Annotated in this window: 20 protein-coding genes and 1 tRNA gene; 6 read left to right on the top strand and 15 right to left on the bottom strand. The window is 67.1% G+C overall.

Annotated features, from left to right (window positions below; translation table 11 throughout):
• Positions 1–10 precede the first annotated feature (10 nt).
• Genes BSY239_RS17415 through BSY239_RS17405 form a run of 3 tightly spaced genes read right to left on the bottom strand, consistent with a single transcriptional unit; the run spans position 11 to position 2905 of the window.
• A complete protein-coding gene (locus BSY239_RS17415; RefSeq protein ID WP_083240049.1) occupies positions 11–1801 on the bottom strand; it encodes a sensor histidine kinase in 1791 nt (596 codons plus the stop codon).
• 48 nt (positions 1802–1849) lie between these two features.
• Positions 1850–2092, bottom strand: a complete 243-nt coding sequence (locus BSY239_RS17410) for a PP0621 family protein (protein ID WP_069047907.1) — start codon at positions 2090–2092, stop codon at positions 1850–1852.
• A 12-nt stretch (positions 2093–2104) separates the two neighbouring features.
• Positions 2105–2905 carry a cytochrome C assembly family protein gene (locus BSY239_RS17405; protein ID WP_069047906.1) on the bottom strand — a complete coding sequence of 267 codons (801 nt, stop codon included), beginning with the start codon at positions 2903–2905 and terminating at the stop codon, positions 2105–2107.
• Positions 2906–3078: 173 nt separating this feature from the next.
• Here BSY239_RS17405 and ffh point away from each other — a divergent pair, with 173 nt between their 5' ends.
• Complete coding sequence (ffh, locus tag BSY239_RS17400) at positions 3079–4449, top strand: signal recognition particle protein (protein WP_069047905.1); 1371 nt, start codon at positions 3079–3081, stop codon at positions 4447–4449.
• Between the two features lie 162 nt (positions 4450–4611).
• Here ffh and mdoH read toward each other — a convergent pair whose 3' ends face one another.
• The 8 genes from mdoH to BSY239_RS17360 all read right to left on the bottom strand — a co-directional run bounded on the left by mdoH (position 4612) and on the right by BSY239_RS17360 (position 14151).
• Positions 4612–6594: a glucans biosynthesis glucosyltransferase MdoH gene (mdoH, locus tag BSY239_RS17395; protein WP_236944097.1), complete on the bottom strand. Its 1983-nt coding sequence runs from the start codon at positions 6592–6594 to the stop codon at positions 4612–4614.
• Complete coding sequence (locus BSY239_RS17390) at positions 6591–8162, bottom strand: glucan biosynthesis protein G (protein ID WP_083240048.1); 1572 nt, start codon at positions 8160–8162, stop codon at positions 6591–6593. Before BSY239_RS17390 ends, mdoH begins: the two co-directional genes overlap by 4 nt.
• A gap of 190 nt (positions 8163–8352) precedes the next feature.
• Positions 8353–9759 carry a sigma 54-interacting transcriptional regulator gene (locus BSY239_RS17385; protein ID WP_069047903.1) on the bottom strand — a complete coding sequence of 469 codons (1407 nt, stop codon included), beginning with the start codon at positions 9757–9759 and terminating at the stop codon, positions 8353–8355.
• 13 nt (positions 9760–9772) lie between these two features.
• On the bottom strand, positions 9773–10411 hold the full coding sequence (locus BSY239_RS17380; protein ID WP_069047902.1) for a hypothetical protein: 639 nt from the start codon (positions 10409–10411) through the stop codon (positions 9773–9775).
• Positions 10401–11819 (bottom strand): sensor histidine kinase, encoded by a 1419-nt coding sequence (locus tag BSY239_RS17375; protein WP_069047901.1) that lies wholly within the window; start codon positions 11817–11819, stop codon positions 10401–10403. The genes BSY239_RS17380 and BSY239_RS17375 overlap by 11 nt, the downstream gene beginning before the upstream one ends.
• A gap of 15 nt (positions 11820–11834) precedes the next feature.
• A complete protein-coding gene (gene miaB / locus BSY239_RS17370; protein WP_069047900.1) occupies positions 11835–13196 on the bottom strand; it encodes a tRNA (N6-isopentenyl adenosine(37)-C2)-methylthiotransferase MiaB in 1362 nt (453 codons plus the stop codon).
• A gap of 108 nt (positions 13197–13304) precedes the next feature.
• Entirely contained in the window at positions 13305–13703 is a 399-nt protein-coding gene (locus tag BSY239_RS17365; protein ID WP_069047899.1) for a hypothetical protein, read from the bottom strand.
• Positions 13704–13803: 100 nt separating this feature from the next.
• Positions 13804–14151, bottom strand: coding sequence for a hypothetical protein (locus tag BSY239_RS17360; protein WP_069047898.1), 348 nt, complete (start codon positions 14149–14151; stop codon positions 13804–13806).
• A gap of 106 nt (positions 14152–14257) precedes the next feature.
• On the opposite strand from BSY239_RS17360, the gene BSY239_RS17355 reads away from it, so the two are divergent.
• Entirely contained in the window at positions 14258–14827 is a 570-nt protein-coding gene (locus BSY239_RS17355; protein WP_069047897.1) for a lipocalin family protein, read from the top strand.
• Positions 14817–16121 (top strand): DASH family cryptochrome, encoded by a 1305-nt coding sequence (locus BSY239_RS17350; RefSeq protein WP_069047896.1) that lies wholly within the window; start codon positions 14817–14819, stop codon positions 16119–16121. Before BSY239_RS17355 ends, BSY239_RS17350 begins: the two co-directional genes overlap by 11 nt.
• On the opposite strand, the gene BSY239_RS17345 is transcribed toward BSY239_RS17350, so the two are convergent.
• The 4 genes from BSY239_RS17345 to BSY239_RS17330 form a co-directional block, all read right to left on the bottom strand.
• Positions 16122–16682 carry a YaeQ family protein gene (locus BSY239_RS17345; RefSeq protein WP_069047895.1) on the bottom strand — a complete coding sequence of 187 codons (561 nt, stop codon included), beginning with the start codon at positions 16680–16682 and terminating at the stop codon, positions 16122–16124.
• 165 nt (positions 16683–16847) lie between these two features.
• Positions 16848–16924, bottom strand: a tRNA-Met gene (locus BSY239_RS17340).
• 66 nt (positions 16925–16990) lie between these two features.
• Positions 16991–17401, bottom strand: coding sequence for a high-potential iron-sulfur protein (locus BSY239_RS22900; protein WP_236944096.1), 411 nt, complete (start codon positions 17399–17401; stop codon positions 16991–16993).
• Positions 17402–17563: 162 nt separating this feature from the next.
• A complete protein-coding gene (locus BSY239_RS17330) occupies positions 17564–18352 on the bottom strand; it encodes an enoyl-CoA hydratase (protein WP_069047894.1) in 789 nt (262 codons plus the stop codon).
• 158 nt (positions 18353–18510) lie between these two features.
• On the opposite strand from BSY239_RS17330, the gene BSY239_RS17325 reads away from it, so the two are divergent.
• From BSY239_RS17325 to paaK, 3 genes are read left to right on the top strand one after another with little or no spacing between them, the layout of a single operon-like run.
• Positions 18511–19305 carry an enoyl-CoA hydratase-related protein gene (locus BSY239_RS17325; RefSeq protein ID WP_069047893.1) on the top strand — a complete coding sequence of 265 codons (795 nt, stop codon included), beginning with the start codon at positions 18511–18513 and terminating at the stop codon, positions 19303–19305.
• Complete coding sequence (paaI, locus tag BSY239_RS17320; protein WP_069049065.1) at positions 19305–19745, top strand: hydroxyphenylacetyl-CoA thioesterase PaaI; 441 nt, start codon at positions 19305–19307, stop codon at positions 19743–19745. The genes BSY239_RS17325 and paaI overlap by 1 nt, the downstream gene beginning before the upstream one ends.
• Positions 19742–21043, top strand: a complete 1302-nt coding sequence (paaK, locus tag BSY239_RS17315) for a phenylacetate--CoA ligase PaaK (RefSeq protein ID WP_069047892.1) — start codon at positions 19742–19744, stop codon at positions 21041–21043. The genes paaI and paaK overlap by 4 nt, the downstream gene beginning before the upstream one ends.
• The last annotated feature ends 101 nt before the right edge of the window (positions 21044–21144 follow it).

Below are 21144 nucleotides of genomic sequence, written 5' to 3'. Positions count from 1 at the left end.
CGTGCGCGGCTCAGTTCGGAGCCAGCGGAGGATCGCCCAGCGTCGGGCTGAACCGGGTGCTGAAGGGCCGCGATTCGCCGCCCGCGTACGACAGGTTTTGCTGCATGGGTTGCTGGCCTGGATGTCCGTTGGGCATGGACACAAAGAATTCGTTGCCTTCGAGCTGGTCCAGTCGCACACGCTGGTAGGCGATCTGGGCGCCATAACGCTCGCAGAGTTCGCGGCAGATGTACAGACCCAGGCCGCTGGAGCGGCTCTCGGAGGAGAAGAAGGGCTCGAACAGATGACGCATCACGCTGGCTTCCAGCGGCTGGCCATCGCTCCACACCGAGAGCTTGCTGTGGTCGGACCCGCTGGGTTGCGTGACCACGCGGATGGACGAGGGTTTGCCGCTGGCGTGGCGCAGGGCGTTGTCCAGCAGGTTCACCAGCAGGCGGCGCATGTGTTCGGGGTCGAACTCCACCATCGCAGCGGGCGCGTGCAGGTGCACGCCCAGCACGCCCTTGGCCGGGTTCTGGCGCAACCAGTCCAGCGTGATCTGTCGAACCATGGCGTCCAGCGGCAGGCTGGGTGTGGTGCCGTCGCCGCGCACGGGCTGGGCGCGCGCCACGTTCAGGATGTCGTCCACGATGCGCGAGAGGCGCTGCGCGTTCTGCTCGATCATGTGGGTGAGCCGCTTTTGCGCAGGGTCTTTGACCTCTTCATCCAGCAAGGCGTTGGCCTGCGTGATGGCCGAGAGCGGGTTGCGGATCTCGTGCGCCACGGCGGCCGACATGCGGCCCATCGAAGCGAGTTTCTCGGTGCGCACGCGGGCTTCCACCTCGCGCAGGTCTTCCAGAAAGAGCACGCACAAACCGGTGCTGCGCCCGCCGCGCGAGGTCAGGCGCGTGCGCGCGTGCAGCCGCTGGCTGGGCCGGTCTTCGTTGTCGATGGTGGTCTCGGTCTCCAGGGCCTGGCCCAGCACAAACGTTTCACTCACCAGGTCGGAGAGATGGGTCCAGCTCGGGCGGGCCGACAGCAACAGCTTGGCGGCTTGCGGGTAGGCCTCGCCCATCAGCATGATCTGGGCGGCCGGGTTGGCGTTGCGCACCACGCCGTGCGGATCGACCACCAGCACGCCCACGCTCAGGCTCTCGATCACCAGTTCGTTCACCTGCGCCTGCGTGCGCGCTGCGGCCTGGCTGCTGGAAGCCAGTGCTTCCTCGCGCGCCAGGCGAATCGCCAGCTGGTTGGCCAGCACAGCCACGAGAAAGAAACCGGTGCTGGCCAGTCCCGCCTGGAGCAACTTGGCGGTTGCAGCATCGCTGAACAGGGGCGCGCTCAGCACCGCTTCGCACAGCAGGTACAGCGTGACGGAGGCGGCGGTTGCCAGGGCCAGCATCAGCGGCCCGAGGATGGAGGCCAGCAACACCGGCAGGGCAAAGAGCGGCGTGTAGTTGATCGAGCCGACCTGGAAAAACTGCAGCAGCGCAAACACCACCACATCGACGCCGATGGTCAGCACCCATTGAAGCTGGATCGGCTTGCCCTGCTCCACAGGACGCCAGGCGTACAGCACCACCAGCGAGGCGGTGAGGTGGATGGCGGCCAGCAGCACCAGCCAGTCGGGCCCGCCGGTGCCGGTGACCACCATGAAGATCTGCAGCGACAGCAGCACCATGGCGATGAACACCCGCGCGCGCATGAAGGCCACCCACAGGCGCACAAAAGCGCGCAACCGCTGCTCGCGACCCTGGTTGTTGCCCGTTTCGTAGGCCACGAACCACGAGGGAGCGAATTGCGAGCTGTCTTCCCGGGCCATCTCAGTTCCGCGAATCGGGTGCGGTGGCCAGCGCCAGGCGGGGTGCGTTCATTGCGGTCCGCCTTCCTTGAGCCGGCGGTGGTCGGCGCTGCAATAGGGGCCCAGGGCGCCTTGCACCGTGTCGGCCTGTGGCAAGTGCGTGCCGCATTGCCGGCAGGCCACCATCACCACCGGCAGGCGCGAGCCCTCGGGCGTGGGCAGCGGGCGGGACTTCGATCGATCGCTGACGCGGTTGTTGCGCCACACATAGATGGCCACCATCACCACGGCCAGAACAAGCAGGTATTTCATGTGGGCGGTGGTTCAGCTGCGTTGCAGCAGCACTTCAAGCACGAAGCGCGAGCCGGCATACCCCAGGAGCAGCAGCCCGGCGCCGAAGTAAAGCATGCGCGTGGCAAAGCGGCCGCGCCAGCCCATGCGCCAGCGCCCCCAGAGCAGCACACCCATGGTGATCCACGACAACACCGAGAACACCGACTTGTGGTCCCACACCCAGCGGTGGTTGAGCAGTTCGGAGAAATACCAGCCCGCCAGCAACGTGGCGGTGAGCAGCACAAAGCCGGCGGCCACGAAGCGGAAGGTGAGCCGCTCCAGCGTGAGCAGCGGCATGGCGGTTTCCGTCGAGGTGCCCAGGCGCATGGCCTTTTCGGCGCGCTGCATCAACCATGCGTGGCCGACGGCCACCGCGATCAGCCCGTAGGACGCGATGCCCAGCGCCCAGTGCAGGGGCATCCAGTTCGAGCGCAGGGCAGGGTAGGGCGTGCCGGGAAACACCAGGGCCAGCAGCACCACCGCCGCGCCGAGGAAAGCAAACCGCCAGCGCTCGCGCAGTTGCGGGTACAGGCGGCTCTCGATCATGTACACCGTGAGCACCAGCCACACCGTGACCGACAGCGAGGGCGCGAAGCCGAAGCGCGCGGGTTGTTCGAACAGCCCGAACACCAGCACACCGAGGTGCAGCAGCCAGGCCACGGTGAGCAGGGCCCGGCTCTGCATGGCCGACGCACGCGGATGCACCCAGGCCAGCACGGCGTAGGAAAGCGCCGCCAGACCGGAGAGCACCACCGCGGGCATGTTGGTCGCAAGCGATGGCAGCAGGTTCATAGGGGATGTGGCGCGCGCAGCGGGTGGGGGGTGGGCGCGGCTAAAATCATGGGCGGAGTTTAACGGCCCTGACCGTTGCCAGCCGCCGGATTCCCGGTCAATGGCCCGACACCCACCCCAGCCGGCGCTAACCCAGCAGCCGGCGGGTTCTTCTCCCACCACCCGAGCGCAGCATGGCATCAGCCCTTTCCGACCGACTCTCACGCATCGTCAAGGAAATGCGCGGCCAGGCCCGCATCACCGAGACCAACGTCACCGACATGTTGCGCGAGGTGCGCATGGCCCTGCTGGAGGCCGACGTGGCCCTGGCCGTCGTGCGCGATTTCATCGCACGTGTGAAGGAAAAAGCGCTGGGCCAGGAGGTGGTGGGTTCGCTCACGCCAGGGCAGGCGCTGGTGGGCATCGTCAACCGGGAACTCGCGCTCACCATGGGCGACGGCGTGGCCGACATCAACCTCGCGGCGCAGCCGCCGGCGGTGATCCTAATGGCCGGCTTGCAGGGCGCCGGCAAGACCACCACCACCGCGAAGCTGGCCAAGCACCTGATCGAGAAGCGCAAGAAGAAGGTGCTCACGGTCTCGGGCGACGTGTACCGCCCGGCCGCCATCGAACAGCTCAAGACCGTGACCGCGCAGGCCGGGGCGGAGTGGTTCCCCAGCACGCCCGACCAGAAGCCGGTGGACATCGCGCGCGCGGCGATCGACTACGCACGCCGCCATTACTTCGATGTGCTGCTGGTGGACACCGCAGGCCGCCTGGCGATCGACGAAGCGCTGATGCGCGAGATCCAGGAACTGCACGCGGTGCTCAAGCCGGTTGAGACCCTGTTCGTGGTGGACGCGATGCAGGGTCAGGACGCGATCAACACCGCCAAGGCCTTCAAGGAAGCGCTGCCGCTGACCGGCATCATCCTGACCAAGCTCGACGGCGACTCGCGCGGCGGCGCGGCGCTCTCGGTGCGCCAGGTCACGGGCGCGCCCATCAAGTTCGCCGGTGTGTCGGAAAAGATCGACGGCCTGGAGGTGTTCGACGCCGAGCGCCACGCGCAACGCATCCTGGGCATGGGCGACATCCTGGCGCTGGTGGAGCAGGTCACCGCCGGCGTGGACATGGCGGCGGCCCAGAAGCTCGCGGCCAAGGTCAAGAGCGGCGAGGGTTTTGACCTCAACGACTTCCTCGACCAGCTGCGCCAGATGAAGCAGATGGGCGGCCTCTCCAGCCTCATGGACAAGTTGCCCGCCGCCATGGCGGCCAAGGCCGGTCAGGTCGACATGGGCCGCGCGGAAAAAGACATCCAGCGCAAGGAAGGGATCATCTGCAGCATGACGCTGAAGGAGCGCCGCAAGCCCGAAATCATCAAGGCCACGCGCAAGCGCCGCATCGCAGCGGGTGCGGGCGTGCAGGTGCAGGAAGTGAACCGCCTGCTCAAGGAGTTCGAGCAGATGCAGGACATGATGAAGAAGATGAAGGGTGGCGGGATGATGAAGATGATGAAGCGCATGGGGGGCATGAAGGGCATGCCCAAGCTGCCCGGCATGGGGTGAATCGGTTTTCTTGCCTGCACCTCACGAGCCTGAAGTAGCGTTGGAATGCGTCAGATCGAGGCCGCCGAGAACCGGACCCACCGGAGAAAGCCTCCACGAACACAAACAAAAAAGGCCCGGCAGGTACAAACCTGTCGGGCCTTTTCATTTGAAACACCAGACTCAGGCAGCCTTCAAAGTCAAACGACTCGCGTGGCGCCAGGCGCGGCGCAGCACGGCCGGCGACCAGGACTCCTCGGGGATCAGCAGCACACCGCGTGAACGCATCCAGACACCCAGGTCCACGTGGCTGGTGGCCACCGTCAGCGGCACCGACAACAACAGTGGCAAGGCCACCGGCGCCAGCCAGATCAGCGCTTCGGCGTTGATCGCGGCGACCGCCAGACCCAGCAGGCCGATGATGAGGCTCATCGGTGCCAGGCGGGCGGCGGCGTCGCGCCAGGTCACACCGGCCGCTTCGCGTGGAGGGGATTTCCAGTCCAGCTTCAGGCCGGTGATGGCCACCAGCACGAACAGCGAATGGGCCAGCATGCGGATGGGGGCCTGCAGCAGCGCCATCACGGTTTCCACCGCGGCGCTGCCCAGCAGGCCACCGGTGCCACCGAAGGATCTTTGTTCACCCTTCATGAAGACGGCGGCCAGGCCCAGGATGCGCGGCAGAAACAGCATCGACAAGGTCCAGGCCCACAGACCGCGCAGTTCTTGCGGCACGGCGTGCCCGATCGAGAAGGTGTCGGCATGGGCCACCCACAGCGTGGTGCCGATGGTCAGGAAGGCCAGCCACAGCGGTGCGGAAATGTAGGACATGGCGCCGATGGCGAACATGGTGCGGTGCACACGGTGGATGCCGGGCTCGGCCATCAGGCGCGAGTTCTGCAGGTTGCCCTGGCACCAGCGGCGGTCGCGCTGCAGTTCGCTGAGCAAGTCCGGTGGCTGCTGCTCGTAGCTGCCGGTGAGATCGGACACCAGCCACACCTGGTAACCGGCGCGGCGCATCAGCGCGGCTTCGACGAAGTCGTGCGACATGATGCCGCCGGACATGCCGCCCGTGCCTTTGATGGGGGCCAGCGCGCAGTGCTCCATGAAGGGCTGGACGCGGATGATGGCGTTGTGGCCCCAGTAGTGGCTCTCGCCGAGCTGCCAGAACTGCATGCCCAGGGTGAACAAACGACCCGTGACGCGCGAACCGAACTGCTGCGCGCGGGCGTGCAGCGTGGCGTGGCCGATGGCCTGCGTGGCGGTCTGCACGATGCCGGCCTTGGGGTGGGCTTCCATGAGCTTGACCATGGAGACGATGCAGCTGCCGCTCATGACGCTGTCGGCATCCAGCACCACCATGTAGCGGTAGTCCTTGCCCCAGCGGCGGCAGAAGTCGGCCACGTTGCCGGCCTTGCGGTGGCTGCGGCGTGTGCGCAGGCGGTAATACACCTCGATCTGCGGCAGCTCGGGCTGGGCGGCCAGCGCGGCGCGCAGGTTTTCCCAGGCGGCTTTTTCGGCTGCGGCGATGGCCGGGTCGTAACTGTCGGAGAGCACGAACACATCGAACTGGCGCGCGTGACCGGTGGCCGCGAGCGACTCGCAGGTGGCGCGCAGGCCGGCGAACACGGTGGCCACGTCCTCGTTGCAGATCGGCATGATGATCGCCGTGCGCGCGTCGGGGTTCATGGGGTGGTGTTGCACCGCCGCGGCGGACAGCGTGTGTGCATCACCGCGCAGCGAGACCCAGAAGCCCATGAGCGCGGTGACGAAACCGGTCACGACCCAGGCCGAGAGCACCACGAACAGCGTGAGCTGGCCGTACTGCAGCCACACGTTGTCGTGTTCGGGTTGGGCGCGGGCGAACAGGCTGGCCGCCAGGCCCGTGGTCAACACAGTGAGCAACACGAACACCGCGCGGCGGCGGTTGGCCGCGGTTTCCCAGGCTTCGGGGGCGGGGCGGCTGGCGGCTTGTGTTGCGGCTTCGTACGGCGGCAGGGCCTTGCCGGCCACGCTCAGCAGCGCGGTGCCGATGCTGTTCCAGAATCCGCGCCAGGGCCGCGGCACCATGGAGCCGCGGTTGATCGGCGGTGCGGTCACGGCGTTGGGGTGGCGCTCTTCACGCAGGGTGCTGCGCAAGGCCGGGGTGGGATTGGTGGACGTGGTCATTCGGGTAACAGCAGGTGTGTCCATGTTTCACTCACGGTGTCGTTGTTGTGCTGGAGGAAGGCGCGCAATTCCACGGGCTGAGTGGCATCGACGCGCTCGACGCGCAAGGTCACGCGCCAGGTGCGCGTGGCGGGGTTGGGGTAGGCGAGGGTCTGGAGCACGCGGCCGTTGGCATTGGCGCTCACCACGGCCTTGACCGTGGCGCCGGCGGGCAGCGCGTCCAGCGCGGGGCCGGTGAAGTCAAGGACGTACTGCGGCTGGCGGCCTTGTTCTTCCGCGCTGAGCCGGGTGTAGCCATAGCCACGGCGACTCTGGGTGACCCAGCTCGACGGCGGGCGCTGCTGCGCGTCACCTTGCCACGCGAGTTCGTAGGCCACTTCCAGCGGCTGGCCCGGTGCGGGCAGTGCGGCAGGCACCCAGTACGCCACGATGTTGTCGTGCGTCTCGTCGGGCGCGGACAGCTGCACCAGCTCCACGCGGCCGGGGCCCCAGTCACCCAGCGGCTTGACCCAGGCGCTCGGGCGGCGCTCGTAGCGCGCTTCCACGTCCTCAAAGCTGGCAAAGCTGCGGTCGCGCTGCATCAGGCCGAAGCCGCGCGGGTTCTGCATCGTGAACGAACTGACCGTCACGCTTGTGGGGCGCTGCAGCGGGCGCCACAGCCATTCGCCCTCGCCCGTGACCATCATCAGGCCGTCGGAATCGTGCACCTCGGGGCGGAAATCGCGGGCCGAGGGCTGGTTCTCGCCGGTGAGGAACATGCTGGTGAGCGGCGCGATCCCCAGCGTGTTCACCGGGCCGGCACCGGCGCGCAGGAAGATGCGGGCGTTCACCGTGGTGGTGGTCTGCTGGCCGGGGCGGATCACGAAGCGGTAGGCGCCGGTGGCGCGTGGTGATTCGAGCAGGGCGAACACGGTGACGTCGGTGGCGCCGGCGGCCGGTCGCTGCAGCCAGAACTCGGTGAAGCGCGGAAATTCTTCGCCGCTGCCGCCCACGGTGTCGATGGCGAGGCCGCGGGCCGACAGGCCGTACTGCTGGCCGGCGCCGAGCGCGCGGAAGTAGCTCGCGCCCTGGAACACCACCAGCTCGTCTTTGTAGGCCTGGCCGTTGAGCGGGTAGTGCAGGCGGAAACCGGCGTGGCCCAGGTCGCCCCACGACGCAGGGTTGAAGGTGTTCTTGCCGACATCGAAATCGGCACCCCGGTAAGGCAGGTGGTTCACCCGGCCATCGGGCATGAGCTCGTGGATGCGCACCGGCTCGGTCTGGTACAGGCCGAGGTGGAAGAACTGGGCTTCAAACGGCAGGGCGTCGGCGCGCCAGAGCGACTGCTCGGGCTTGAAGCGGATGTCGCGCAACTGGTCGTAGGTGATGCTGGCCAGCTCGGCAGGGAGCTTGTCGCTGTTTGCTTGATAAGTCCCGGCGGCGCGGCTTTGGGCCAGTTGGGTCAGACCGTCCCAGTCCATGCGCTGGGCCTGGGCTGACGCCCCGCAAAGCACCGCAAACAGGGCGCCCAGCAACACCAGGGTGCGGGTGCACCGGGCGGTTGAAAACGGGCGGATCGTGAGGGTCATGCCTTGTTAAGGGCAAACCCTGTGCCAGGTTGAAAAAACCCAGCCAAATCAAAGGCTTGGAGTGAAAACCTCTTTTACAGGCTCGCAAGATGGGCCAACGCGAGCCTCAAACGCCTGTTTTTGTCGTCAAACAGCGACAGCGCTTGCCACGGCATTGGAAAAATCCAATGAAATCAAGGGAGTGAGGCTGTCACTCATCGGCGACAGCGTCTCCGGGAATACCCGAAGAACCCGGCGTGGCGTCGCTTTTGAACAGGCCGGGGGTGAGCGCGTGTTTCTGCAGCAGCCGGTAGAACTCGGTGCGGTTGCGCTGCGCCAGTCGGGCCGCGTCGGCCACGTTGCCGTCGGTCATCTTGAGCAGGCCCACCAGGTACTCCCGCTCGAAACGCTGCTTGGCGTCGGCAAAGCTCAGCACCTCCACCGAGGGCGTGCGCAACGCGCGCTGCACCAGCGCCAGCGAGACCAGCGGTGTGGTGGACAGGGCGCAGACCTGCTCGACCACGTTGTAGAGCTGGCGCACATTGCCCGGCCAGGCGGACATGGTCAGCGCCTTGAGCGCCTCTGGCGCAAAGCCCGAGCTGCGCTTGCCGTACTTGGCCGCCAGCTTGGCCAGGAAATGGTTGGCCAGCAGCGGGATGTCTTCGCGGCGCTCGGCCAGCGTGGGCAAGGTGAGCGTCACCACGTTGAGCCGGTAGTACAGGTCTTCGCGGAACTGCGCCGTGGCCATGGCTTCTTCCAGGTCGCGGTGGGTGGCCGAGATGATGCGTACATCCACCGGAAGCGACTGGCTCGAACCCAGCGGGCGCACCGCGCGTTCCTGCAGCACGCGCAGCAGCTTGACCTGCAGGGCGGGTGGCATGTCACCGATCTCGTCGAGCAGCAGCGTGCCGCCGTCGGCCGCCTGGAACAGGCCCTTGTGGTTGGCCACCGCGTCGGTGAACGCACCCTTCATGTGGCCGAAGAGTTCGGATTCGAGCAGTGCCTCGGGGATGGCGCCGCAGTTCACCGCAATGAAGGGTTTGCTCGCGCGCGAACTGGCTTTGTGGATGGCGCGTGCCAGCATTTCCTTGCCCGTGCCCGAGTCGCCGCGCAGCAGCACGCTGGCATCACTCTGCGCCACCATGCGCGCCTCGGCCAGCAGGTCGGCCATGCGGTTGGAGCGGCTCACGATCTCGCTGCGCCAGGCTTCGTCCACCCGTGCGTTGTCGCTGGCCGGCGCACCCAGGGCCAGGGCCTGGGCGATCTTCTCCAGCAGCTCCTTGGCGTCGTAGGGTTTGGTGAGGTAGGTGAAGACGCCGCGCGCCGTGGCTTCGACCGCGTCGGGAATGGTGCCGTGCGCGGTGAGCAGGATCACGGGGAGCGAAGGGTGGCGTTTGCGGATCTCGTCGAACAGGGCGAGTCCGTCCTTGCCCGGCAGGCGCACGTCGGAAAGCACCATCTGCGGACGTTCGATGTCGAGCTGGCTGAGCGCCGCTTCGGCCGAGCCGACCGAGGTGATCTGGTAACCCGCCGAGCCCAGGCGCATCGCCAGCAGGCGCAGCATGTCGGCGTCGTCGTCGACGACCAGCAGGCGTGCGCGTGGCGAAGTGGTGTTCATGGAGACAAGGTGTTCAGGGCGGCGCGGTGCGGCTGCCGTTGGGAGCCGCAGGCGGGCGGGTGGTCAGGCTGCGTTCGATGGCACGCATCGCCTCCAGCCGGTCGTTCAACTGATCGATGCGACGCTGGTTCTCGCGCAGTTGCTGGCTCTGCCGCTCCAGGCCGTCTTCGAGCCGGCGCTGCTCCATCAGCTGGTAGCCCAGCAAGCGTGCCAGGGGTTTGAGGGGCGTGGCCTCGGGGGCGGAGCTGCCCACCACCCGCTGCAGCTGCGCCAGCGCGCGCGCCGTGTCCACCGCCTGGGGGCTGTGCATCAGCGCCAGTGCGAGCTGCATCTGCCGCAAGGGCACATTGCCGGGGTCGCCCTGCACCGCGATTTCGGCAGCGAGGTCACTCGGATTGAGCTGGCGAACCCGCTCCGAGTAGGTGAGCAGGGCCGTGACCACGTCGGGCAGTGGAGGCGCCTGTGTGTTCAGGGCTTCGGGCGGCGTGACCGCGGGTGCCTGCACCGGCGTGATCACCAGGATCTGCGGCGCCGGGGCCGGTGCGGGCGTGGTGATCACGGTGGTCACCGTGGGCTCGGTGGGCGGCGTGGGCATGGTGCCGCAGGCGCTCACCAGGAGCGCCGTCGCAGCGGCGGAAAGACTAATTCGCATGGGGAAGTTCGATACGGAAATGGGCGCCCTGGCGCTGGGGCAGCAGCTCGATGCGGCCACCGTGGGCAACAATGTACTCGTGCACGATGGACAGGCCGATGCCGGTGCCGCGCACCGCGCCCTGGGGCTGGCGTTCACCGCGGTAGAAGGGCTCGAAGATGCGGTCGCGGTCGGCCTCGGCCACACCGGGCCCCTGGTCGATGATGTCCAGGCTGGCGCGTCCCGGCAGGTTCAGCAGCACCAGGCGGATCACGCCGCCGTGCGGCGAAAAACGGATCGCGTTGGACAGCAGGTTGCCCACGGCGGACGCAATCTTCTCGCGGTCGATCGGCAGGACCACCGGCGCGCCTTCGGCCCGCACGGTGAGGCCCTGGGCCTGCCATTGCAGGCGCTGCGCATCGATCTGGTCTTCCAGCAGGGCCATCAGGTCGGTCTTCTCGCGCTTGAGCTGACGCGCCTCGAAGGCGGCGGCGTTGAAGCGCAGCAAGGCCTCGATCTGGTGCTGCAGCATCAGGGTGTTGTGCTGCAGGATGTTGACCACCTCGGCCTGGCTGGGGTTGAGCGCGCCGGCCACACCGTCGCCCAGCACCGCCACGCCTTCGTGCAGCGAGGCCAGCGGCGTCTTGAGTTCGTGCGAGATGTGCCGCAGGAAGCGCGCCTTGTCGGCGTCGAGTTCGGTCAGGCGCAGGCGCAGCCAGTCCAGCTGCTGGCTCACACGGCGCACGTCGGCCGGGCCAGCGATGTCGATGGGCACGTCGAGCCGGTTCTCGCCCAGGCCCTGGATGGCTTTTTCGATGCGCTGGAACGGGCGCGCCAGCCACACCCCAAAACCCAGCGCCATCACCGCGGCCACAAAGATCGAACCCAGCACCTGCTGCGTGAGCTCCTGGCGGCTGGTCTCGAAACGCGCCTGCAGCGCCTCGTTGCGCGTGCCGATGATGGACTGCACCTTCTGCGCGATCGAGGCGCTGTGGCCGTCGATCTCACGAAAGGCCCGCGCCACTTCGCGTTCGCGGTCCAGCGCCGTTTCGGGGGGGCCTTCCAGCAACTCGGTGATGACGGTCAGCTGCTGCAGCCAGTTGAAGGAGAACTCGGGCGGGAGTTCGTTGTCTTCCAGCCGTTTGAGAATGTCGCGTGCGTTGCCGGCGGCTTCGGTGAAGCGCTGGCGCAGCTGGTTGTCGCGCAGCACCAGCGACTGGCGCGCGGCGCGCTCCATCGTCAGGCTGCGCTCGGACAGGGACTGCGCCGCGGTCGACAGCGCAATGGCTTGTGCCGCGCTGTCGCGGCTCTGGGCCATCAAGGCTTCCAGCGAAAACAGCGCGCGCAAGGCGGCCGCGCCCAGCAGCAAGCCGATCAGCAGGAACGCGACCAGCAGCAGTTGCGGGAACGAGAAGCGGGGGGACTTCACAGTCGTGGGTGGCCTTCAGGCGTCCAGGGCGGTTTCGTGCGTCAACACCTCGGCCCGCAGCGAATGTGGCCGGGCTTCGGTGATGCGCACGTCGACCATCTGGCCCACCAGGCGCTCGGCCAGCGGGCCACCGGGAAAGTTGACGATGCGGTTGCACTCGGTGCGGCCGGTGAGTTCGGGCACCTCGGCGCTGGAGCGGCGCGACGCACCCTCGACCAGGATGCGCTGCACCGTGCCTTCGCGGCTGGCGCTGATGCGGCGCACGTTCTCCTCGATCGTGGCCTGCAGGTGCTGCAGGCGCTTGAGCTTCACCGCATACGGCGTGTCGTCCACCAGGTTGGCCGCGGGGGTGCCCGGGCGCGGGCTGAAGATGAAGCTGAAGCTGGTGTCGAAACCCACGTCGGTGATGAGCTTCATCATCTTGTCGAAGTCATCGTCGGTTTCGCCGGGGAAACCGACGATGAAGTCGCTGCTCATCACGAGCTCGGGACGGATCGCGCGCAGCTTGCGCACCGTGCTCTTGAACTCCATGGCGGTGTAGCCGCGCTTCATGGCCATGAGGATGCGGTCGCTGCCGTGCTGCACAGGCAGGTGCAGGTGGTTCACGAGTTTGGGGATCTTGGCGTAGGCCTCGATCAGGCGCGGCGTGAACTCGTTGGGGTGGCTGGTGGTGAAGCGCAGGCGCTCGATGCCGGGGATGTCGGCCACGTATTCGAGCAACAGCGCGAAGTCGGCGATCTCGCCGCTGTCACCCATCGCGCCCCGGTAGGCGTTCACGTTCTGGCCCAGCAGCGTCACCTCTTTCACGCCCTGGTCGGCCAGGCCCGCCACCTCCACCAGCACGTCGTCAAACGGGCGGCTCACCTCTTCGCCGCGCGTGTACGGCACCACGCAGTAGCTGCAATATTTGGAGCAGCCTTCCATGATGCTCACGTAAGCCGCACCACCGTCGACCTTGGCCGGTGGCAGGTGGTCGAACTTCTCGATCTCGGGAAAGCTGATGTCGACCTGCGGCACCGCGAGTCTTGCGCGCTGGTTCAGCAGCTCGGGCAGGCGGTGCAGGGTCTGCGGGCCGAACACCACGTCCACATACGGCGCGCGTTTGATGATGTCCGCGCCTTCCTGGCTGGCCACACAACCGCCCACACCGATCAGAACGCCCTTGTCTTTCAGGTGCTTCACGCGACCGAGGTCGCTGAACACCTTCTCTTGAGCCTTCTCGCGCACCGAGCAGGTGTTGAAGAGGATCAGGTCGGCTTCTTCCACGTCCTGCGTGGGCTCGTAGCCTTGCGCGGCGTGCATGACGTCGGCCATCTTGTCCGAGTCGTACTCGTTCATCTGGCAGCCGAAGGTCTTGATGAAAACTTTTTTGCTCATGGAAAAGCTCCTGTGGCACGGGCGGCAAAGGCCGGTGCCTGCGCTGGGCGCGAATGGGGGTGGGTATCGGGTGAACGCCGCGGGCCGCGAAAGGCCCCGTGTTCGACTTCAGTTGGTGCTGGCGGCCGGCTTGGGCTGCAGCGAATCGAACACGTAGTTGCGTTGCACGCCGAAGCCGGCGCGCTTTTCCTTGGCCTCGGCCTCGGTGAGGATCCACACGTTCTGGATCTGGTCGCGCAGGTCCACGGTGTAGTTCACGACCACTTCCTTGTTCAGCAGCGACGACGACATCACCAGCGAGTTGTTGGTGTTGTAGATGCGTGCGCCCGGCGACAGGCGGGTGGCGCGGTCGTCCATGGTCACGTTCGGCGGCTGCACCACCACCAAGGTGCCGCGCAGGGCTTTGGCGGGAAAGTCGCGCGTGCCCGACTGGGCCTGTGCGAAGAAGGGCAGGGCGATCAGCGCTGCGAGCAGGCCGGTGCTGATGGAGGATGGGCAGCGGTTCATGGTGTGTGTCCAGAGGCTGTTGAAAGGGTCGCTGGCCTGGTTGACAGGCCCGCGCGGGCAAGGCCGTGATTGTCTCACGCGCCCTGCTGTGCAAGGCCCTTCAAGGCCGGCGCGGGCCGTCCAGCGGCCGGTCCGACTCCACCAGCGGATACCCGTCGGCCACATAGGCCGGTCCCTTCATCACCATGACGATGAATGCCCCGAGGGCCAGGGTGAGCAGCAGGGTCCACAGCAGCAGCACCACGCCGATCGCCACGAAGTCGACCATCTGGATGCTGGCGGCCGCTGCGGCCTCGCTGCCGCTCCAGTCGAACCAGCGCGCCGACAACGCCGCCAGCGCGGGCAACAGGGCGCTCAGCACAAAGGCCTTGGGCATGCGGCGCAGGATCACGCGCTCCAGCCCGGCGGGCGAGCGCACGAATCCGGGAAGCTGGTTGAACATCGACATGGGGCACGGGCGAACTGAAGCGCGGTGGACGATTGGCCCTTGGGACCGCTGCATTTCACTGTACGGCGCACAATGAAATCTGTCCACGAACCTGCGATAAGCCCTCATGTCATCACTCTCTTGCCGACCTGCGCGCCGCTGGTTGCAGCGCGCGTTTTTGCTGCTGTGTCTGGCGGGCCTGCCGCTGCTCAATGCCTGCACATCGCCACCCGATGGCGTGAGCGTGGTGAGCCCGTTCGATGTGAAACGTTATGCCGGTCAGTGGTTCGAGATCGCTCGCCTGGACCACCGCTTCGAGCGCGGCCTGAGCGACGTGAACGCCACCTACCGGCTGGAGGCCGACGGCAGCGTGGCCGTGGTCAACCGCGGCTTCAACACCGCGAAGGGTGAATGGAAGGAAGCGGTGGGCAAGGCGCTGTTCACCGGCGACACCAACACCGCCTCGCTCAAGGTCTCGTTCTTCGGGCCGTTCTACGGTGGGTACCACGTGATCGCGCTCGACCCGGGCTACCGCTGGGCCATGGTGATCGGGCCCAACACGGACTACCTGTGGATCCTGGCGCGCGACAAACAGCTGCCCCCGGGTGTGCGCGAACAGCTCGTGGCCCAGGCCGCGCGCCTGGGTGTGAGGACGAACGAACTCATCTGGGTCGAGCACAGCCGCAGTGACAGCTGATCGGCCCGCCCCCCGAGCGGGTGCACGCACCCTCTACTGGTTTCGCAACGACTTGCGGCTCGGCGACAACCCGGCGCTGGCCGAGGCCTGTGCCGCCTCCAGCGCCTTGTTGCCGGTGTTTTGCCACGACCCGGCGCAAGACGCGGGCACCCCATGGGGTTTTGTGCGCCGGGGCCCGCACCGCCAGCGCTTCGTGCACGACAGCCTGAGCGACCTCTCCAACCAGCTCCAGGCCCGCGGCAGCCGCCTGCTGCAGTTGTCCGGCCGCGCGCTCGATGTGTTGCCGGCGCTGGTCCGCGAGTTGCAAATGGATGCCGTGGTGACCGAGGACATCGCCGCGCCCGAAGAGCGGGACGAGGTGCAGGCGCTGCGCGCCGCGGGTTTGACCGTGCACACGCGCGACCAGTCGGGTTTGTTCGAGCAGGCCGACCTGCCGTTTGCACCGACAAAGGTGCCCGATGTGTTCACCGCGTTTCGCCAGGCGGTGGAACACGCCATGGTGCGGGTGCCTGACGTGTTGCCCGTGCCTGAACGCTTGCCGCCCGTGCCCGCCGCTCCAGACGATCCCGCGAGGGCGCTGCCGCCAGCGAGCGAGGATGTGCGTTCGTCCTTCCCCTACGCAACACCCGGATTCGCCGGCGGCGAAACGGCCGGGCTGGCCCACCTCCAACGCTACTTTCAGGGCCCGCTCGCGCGCCACTACAAAGCCACGCGCAACCAGCTCAGCGGCACCAACTGTTCGACCAAGTTCTCTCCCTGGCTGGCCTGCGGCGCGCTGTCGGCCCGCCAGATCCACGCTGCGCTGCAGGTGCACGAGGCCTGGGCCGGTGCGAGCGATGGCAGCCGCTGGATCGTGTTCGAGTTGCTCTGGCGCGAACACTTCCGCCTGCTGCACCGGCGCCACGGCCGCGCGCTCTACCGCGCACGCGGGCTGAGCAATCTGCCCGCGCCACCGCACCACGCAGCTGCGTTTGCGCGTTGGCGCCAAGGGAACACCGGCGAGCCGCTGGTGGACGCCGGCATGCGGGAACTCGCCGCCACGGGCTACCTGTCGAACCGGTTGCGGCAGGTGGTGGCCAGCTTCCTGATCCACGATCTGGCCTGCGACTGGCGCGCGGGTGCGGCCTGGTTTGAATCCACGCTGGTGGACTTCGACGTGCACAGCAACCAGGGCAACTGGCTCTACATCGCCGGGCGCGGCACCGACCCGCGCGGCGGGCGGCGTTTCAACGTCGAGAAACAGACGCGGGACCACGACGCCGATGGCGCCTACCGCGCGCTGTGGCTGACCTAGTCACTTCCAGCGGATGGGCTCCACCGCCACGCTGCCGCGGTCGCTGGAAAGTGTCAGCACACCCTCCTGCACCGTGGCCTGCAGCTGCATGCTGCGCTCGGCCATTTGCGCCAGGGCGGGCGCCACCTCGGTGGGCAGGCGCCAGACCTGCAAGCGGTCCAACCGCGTGAGCTTGGTGCTGATGCCACGCCACCAGACATCGGCCGCGCTGCCGAACGCGTAGAGCACCACCGCGTCGGCCTTGCTGCAGGCCTTGGCCAGGGGTTTGTCTTCGGGCTGGCCGACCTCGATCCACAGGCGTTTGCGGCCGGTGAAGTCGGTGAGCGAGACGTCCGGGTCGTCCGGGTCGGACAGGCCGGTGCCGAAGGCCAGCGTGCCGTCGCCCCGGCAGGTGTCCTGCAGCTCGTGGGCGTGGATGGCCAGGGCCACGAGGCGCACCATCATGCGTTCGTCGGTCTCGCTGGGATGGCGGGCCAGGGTGAGCGCGTGGTCGACGTAGTAGCTGTGATCGATGTCGGCGATCTGCAGGTTTGCCTTGAAGATGGTGGACTTGATGGCCATTTCGGGAGCTCCCCCCGCGTCGCCTTCTGCGCCACCCCCGCAAGGGGGGCGACACCTTGGGCCGGCGGAGCCGGACCCTCGGTGTCCTTGGTGGACACGCGTCGCGTTGCGGAAAATTGGAATGAAAAAAGCGGGCCCTGTTGCCAGAGCCCGCTTTTTGAATGTTGGTGGTGATAGGTGGACTTGAACCACCGACATCAGCATTATGAATGCTGCGCTCTAACCAACTGAGCTATATCACCAACGAGGCGGGATTGTAGCTCAAATCCAGGTGCGACCCGGGCGCTCCCCGGTCCGAAACCGGTGGATCAGGTCGTCTTTTTGACCCAGGACGAGCACCAGCCGGCGGCCGCCACCTGCTTGCCCGCGAACAGCGGACACGGGCCGGCTTCAGAGCCTGCGGCGCCTTGGTACAGCGCGCAGTTGGCGCAGTTGCTGCCGTCCACGAAATTGGGGTACTTGGCCTTGTCGGCGTTGGCCGCAACGGCCACATAACCCAGCGCCACAGCGGTCGGGTCGGTGGCTTCGACCATGGGGCCGGCTGCCATGGGGGCTGTGGGCGGAGCTGCCGGGGACGGTGCAGCGGCGGCCGGTGGTTCGGCCGGGGCGGGCGCGGGTGCGGGGGCCGCCGCAGCGGGTTCTTCCTGCTTGGAGCAGGCGGCGGCGAGCACGGCGCCGCTCGCGGGCACCATCATCAAAAAGCGTCGGCGTGTGGTCATGGGGAATCTCCTGATTTATGGGTGGGAAGCAGGCCGGAGGCCTGACCACGCAGCCTCCCGAATTGTTGCCTTTCGGGCTACTGCTGCGTGCAAACGCTTATACGCTTGCCCCATGCGCTGGCGTGTTACAGCCTGTGCATCCCCCACCCCCGCGCTGCGCCATTACTGGTGCTTGAACTCGGCCTTGCGCTTGTTCACGAAGGCGTCCATGCCTTCCTTCTGGTCGTCGGTGGCGAACAGCGCGTGGAAGATGCGGCGCTCGAACATCACGCCGTCGGACAGGGAGCCTTCGAACGAGCGGTTGACCGATTCCTTGGCCGCCATCACGCTGGGCAGCGAGAAGCCGCAGATGATGAGCGCGGCGCCCAGGGCTTCGTCCATCAGCTTGTCCAGTGGCACCACGCGGCTCACCAGCCCGGCGCGCTCCGCCTCCACGGCGTCCATCATGCGGGCGGTGAGCACCATGTCCATGGCTTTGGATTTGCCGATGGCACGGGGCAGGCGCTGCGTGCCGCCGGCACCGGGGATGATGCCCAGCTTGATCTCGGGCTGGCCGAACTTGGCGTTGTCGGCCGCGATGATGAAGTCGCACATCATGGCCAGCTCGCAGCCGCCACCGAGTGCAAAGCCACTCACCGCACCGATCACGGGTTTGCGGATGCTGCGGATGGTTTCCCAGTTGCGGGTGATGTAGTCGCCCTTGTAGACATCGGCGAAGGTGTAGCTGGCCATGGCGCCGATGTCGGCACCGGCGGCGAAGGCCTTCTCGCTGCCGGTCAGGATCATGCAGCCGATGTCTTCATCGGCATCAAAGGCCTTGAGCGCGGCGCCGAGTTCGTCCATCAGCTGGTTGTTCAGGGCGTTGAGTTGTTTGGGGCGGTTGAGCGTGACGATGCCGACCCGGCCTTCGGTTCGGACGGTGATGCATTCGGGCGCGGTGGCGGTGGTCATGGGGTCTCCTCGGGTGTCGGGTGGTGCTGCAAAGCTGTCCACTATAGCGGGGGGGGTACCGAGGGAAAACATTAGCCGACCGATTGGTTGGCTAATGGTAAATTGCAGCGCCGAGCCATCCACCGAACACCCACCGCCAGCCGAGGAGACCCAACGCCATGTCAGATGCCACCGTCGTGTATGAAGAGCGCGGGGCCGTGGCCCTGGTCACGCTCAACCGGCCCGAGGCGCTCAACAGCTTCACCCGCAAGATGCACCACGACCTGTGGGCCGCGCTCGACCAGGCCGAGGCCAACCCGGCGGTGCGCGCCCTCGTGATCACCGGCGCCGGTCGCGGTTTCTGCGCGGGAGCCGATCTCGCCGAGTTCGACTTTGAACCCGGTCCCGATCTGGTGCAGCGCGCCGACCCCGGTCCGGTGATCGATCAGGCCTTCAACCCCACCGCGCGGCGCCTGCAAGGCCTGCGCATGCCCACCATCGCAGCGGTCAACGGCGTGGCGGCGGGGGCGGGCGCGTCGCTGGCCATGTGCTGCGACATCGCGATCGCCGCCACCGGTGCCAGCTTCATACAGGCCTTCAGCAAGATCGGCCTGGTGCCTGACGCCGGTGGCAGCTGGCTGCTGGTGGAGCGTCTGGGCCTGGCGCGCGCCATGGCACTGGCCATGACCGGCGACAAGCTGTCGGCCACGCAAGCGAAGGAGTGGGGGATGATCTGGGACGTGGCCGATGACTGCCTGGGCAACTCGTTGAACATGGCATCGAGACTCGCCGCCATGCCGACCCGCGCGCTGGTCGCCACGCGTGCGCTCCTGCGCGACGCTTGCACGCGCACCCTGAGCCAACACCTGGATGTGGAGCGCGACACGCAGTCGGCGCTGGGCAAGACCCACGACTACATCGAAGGCGTGATGGCGTTCCGCGAAAAACGCCCGGCCCGGTTCAAGGGGGAATGATGAGCCCACACGAACGCGCAAACCGGGTGGGCAAGGCCATGTTTGCGGTCGACACCGCGAGCAAGGACACCATGGGCATGGAACTGCTCAGCTGCGAACCCGGCCTGGCGGTGATGCGCATGCGGGTGAAGCCGCTGCACCTCAACGGCCACCAGATCTGCCACGGCGGTTTCATCTTCACACTGGCCGACTCCACTTTCGCATTCGCCTGCAACAGCCACAACAAGAACACCGTGGCTGCGGGCTGCAGCATTGAATTCCTGCGGCCGGCGCACGAAGGTGATGTGCTCACCTGCGACGGCGTGGAGCAGACGCTCAGTGGTCGACACGGCATCTACGACATGCGGGTGACCAACCAGCGCGGCGAGGTGGTGGCGCTGTTCCGCGGCAAGAGCGCGCAGATTTCCGGCACGGTGTTTCCCGAGGAAGGACAGCCATGAAAGCCTTTGCCCTGGAGCCGATTGAAAAGGCCGGCGTCGACGAGTTGCGCGCCCTGCAGCTCAAGCGCCTGCAGGCCACGCTGCGCCACGCCTACGCCCATTCGCCCGTCTACCGCGCCAAGTTCGACGCGGCGGGCCTGCACCCGGACGACTGCCGCAGCCTGGCCGATCTGGCGAAGTTTCCCTTCACCACCAAGAAGGACCTGCGCGACAGCTACCCCTTCGGCATGTTCGCCGTGCCGCGCGAGCAGTGCGCACGCATTCATGCATCCAGCGGCACCACCGGCAAACCCACGGTGGTGGGCTACACACTGAAAGACATCGACACCTGGGCCACGGTGGTGGCGCGCAGCATCCGCGCCAGTGGTGCCCGGCCGGGTGATCTGGTGCACGTGAGCTACGGCTATGGCCTCTTCACCGGCGGCCTGGGCGCGCACTATGGCGCTGAAAAACTGGGCCTGACCGTGGTGCCCTTTGGCGGTGGCCAGACCGAACGCCAGGTGCAGCTGATCCAGGACTTCAAGCCCGACATCATCATGGTCACACCCAGCTACATGCTGGCGATTGCCGACGAGTTCGAGCGGCAGGGGATCGACCCGCGCGAGAGCAGCATGCGCATCGGCATCTTCGGCGCCGAACCCTGGACCAACGACATGCGTGTGGCGATCGAGGCGCGCATGGGCATCGACGCGGTCGACATCTACGGCCTGTCGGAAGTGATGGGCCCGGGCGTGGCCAACGAGTGCGTGGAAACGAAAGACGGGCCGACCATCTGGGAGGACCACTTCTACCCCGAGATCATCGACCCCGAGACCGGCGAGCCGGTGGCCGACGGCGAGATGGGCGAGCTGGTGTTCACCAGCCTGACCAAGGAAGCGCTGCCCATCATCCGCTACCGCACGCGCGACCTCACGCGCCTGCTGCCCGGCACCGCGCGCACCATGCGCCGCATGGAGAAGATCACCGGCCGCAGCGACGACATGATGATCGTGCGCGGCGTCAATGTGTTTCCCACGCAGATCGAAGAGCTGATCCTGAAGCGCCCCGAGCTCAGCGCGCACTACCAGTGCGTGCTCACCCGCGAAGGACCGATGGACAACCTGACGGTGGTGGTGGAAACACGCCCGGGCCTATCGCCCGAGAGCATCGAGGCGCGCGCCGCGGCCAAACAACTGCAACACGAGGTCAAGGTGTACGTGGGCAGCAGCGTGGCGGTGGAGCTCAAGTCCGAAGGCGGCGTGGAGCGCAGCCAGGGCAAGGCCAAGCGGGTGGTGGATCTGCGCGCGCGTTCGGCCTGATGCAGACGCCAGAATGTTGCGAATGCCCACTGGCGGGTGCCGCCAGCGTGGGAAATCGCACCGCATGGAGTGCAAACCCCTAGGCGGGCAGGGACTTGCTG

The sequence above is a fragment of the Hydrogenophaga sp. RAC07 genome (assembly GCF_001713375.1).
Lineage (GTDB): Bacteria > Pseudomonadota > Gammaproteobacteria > Burkholderiales > Burkholderiaceae_C > Hydrogenophaga.
Note: the sequence above shows the minus strand (reverse complement) of the source record. Positions and strands in the feature narration are given on the sequence as shown.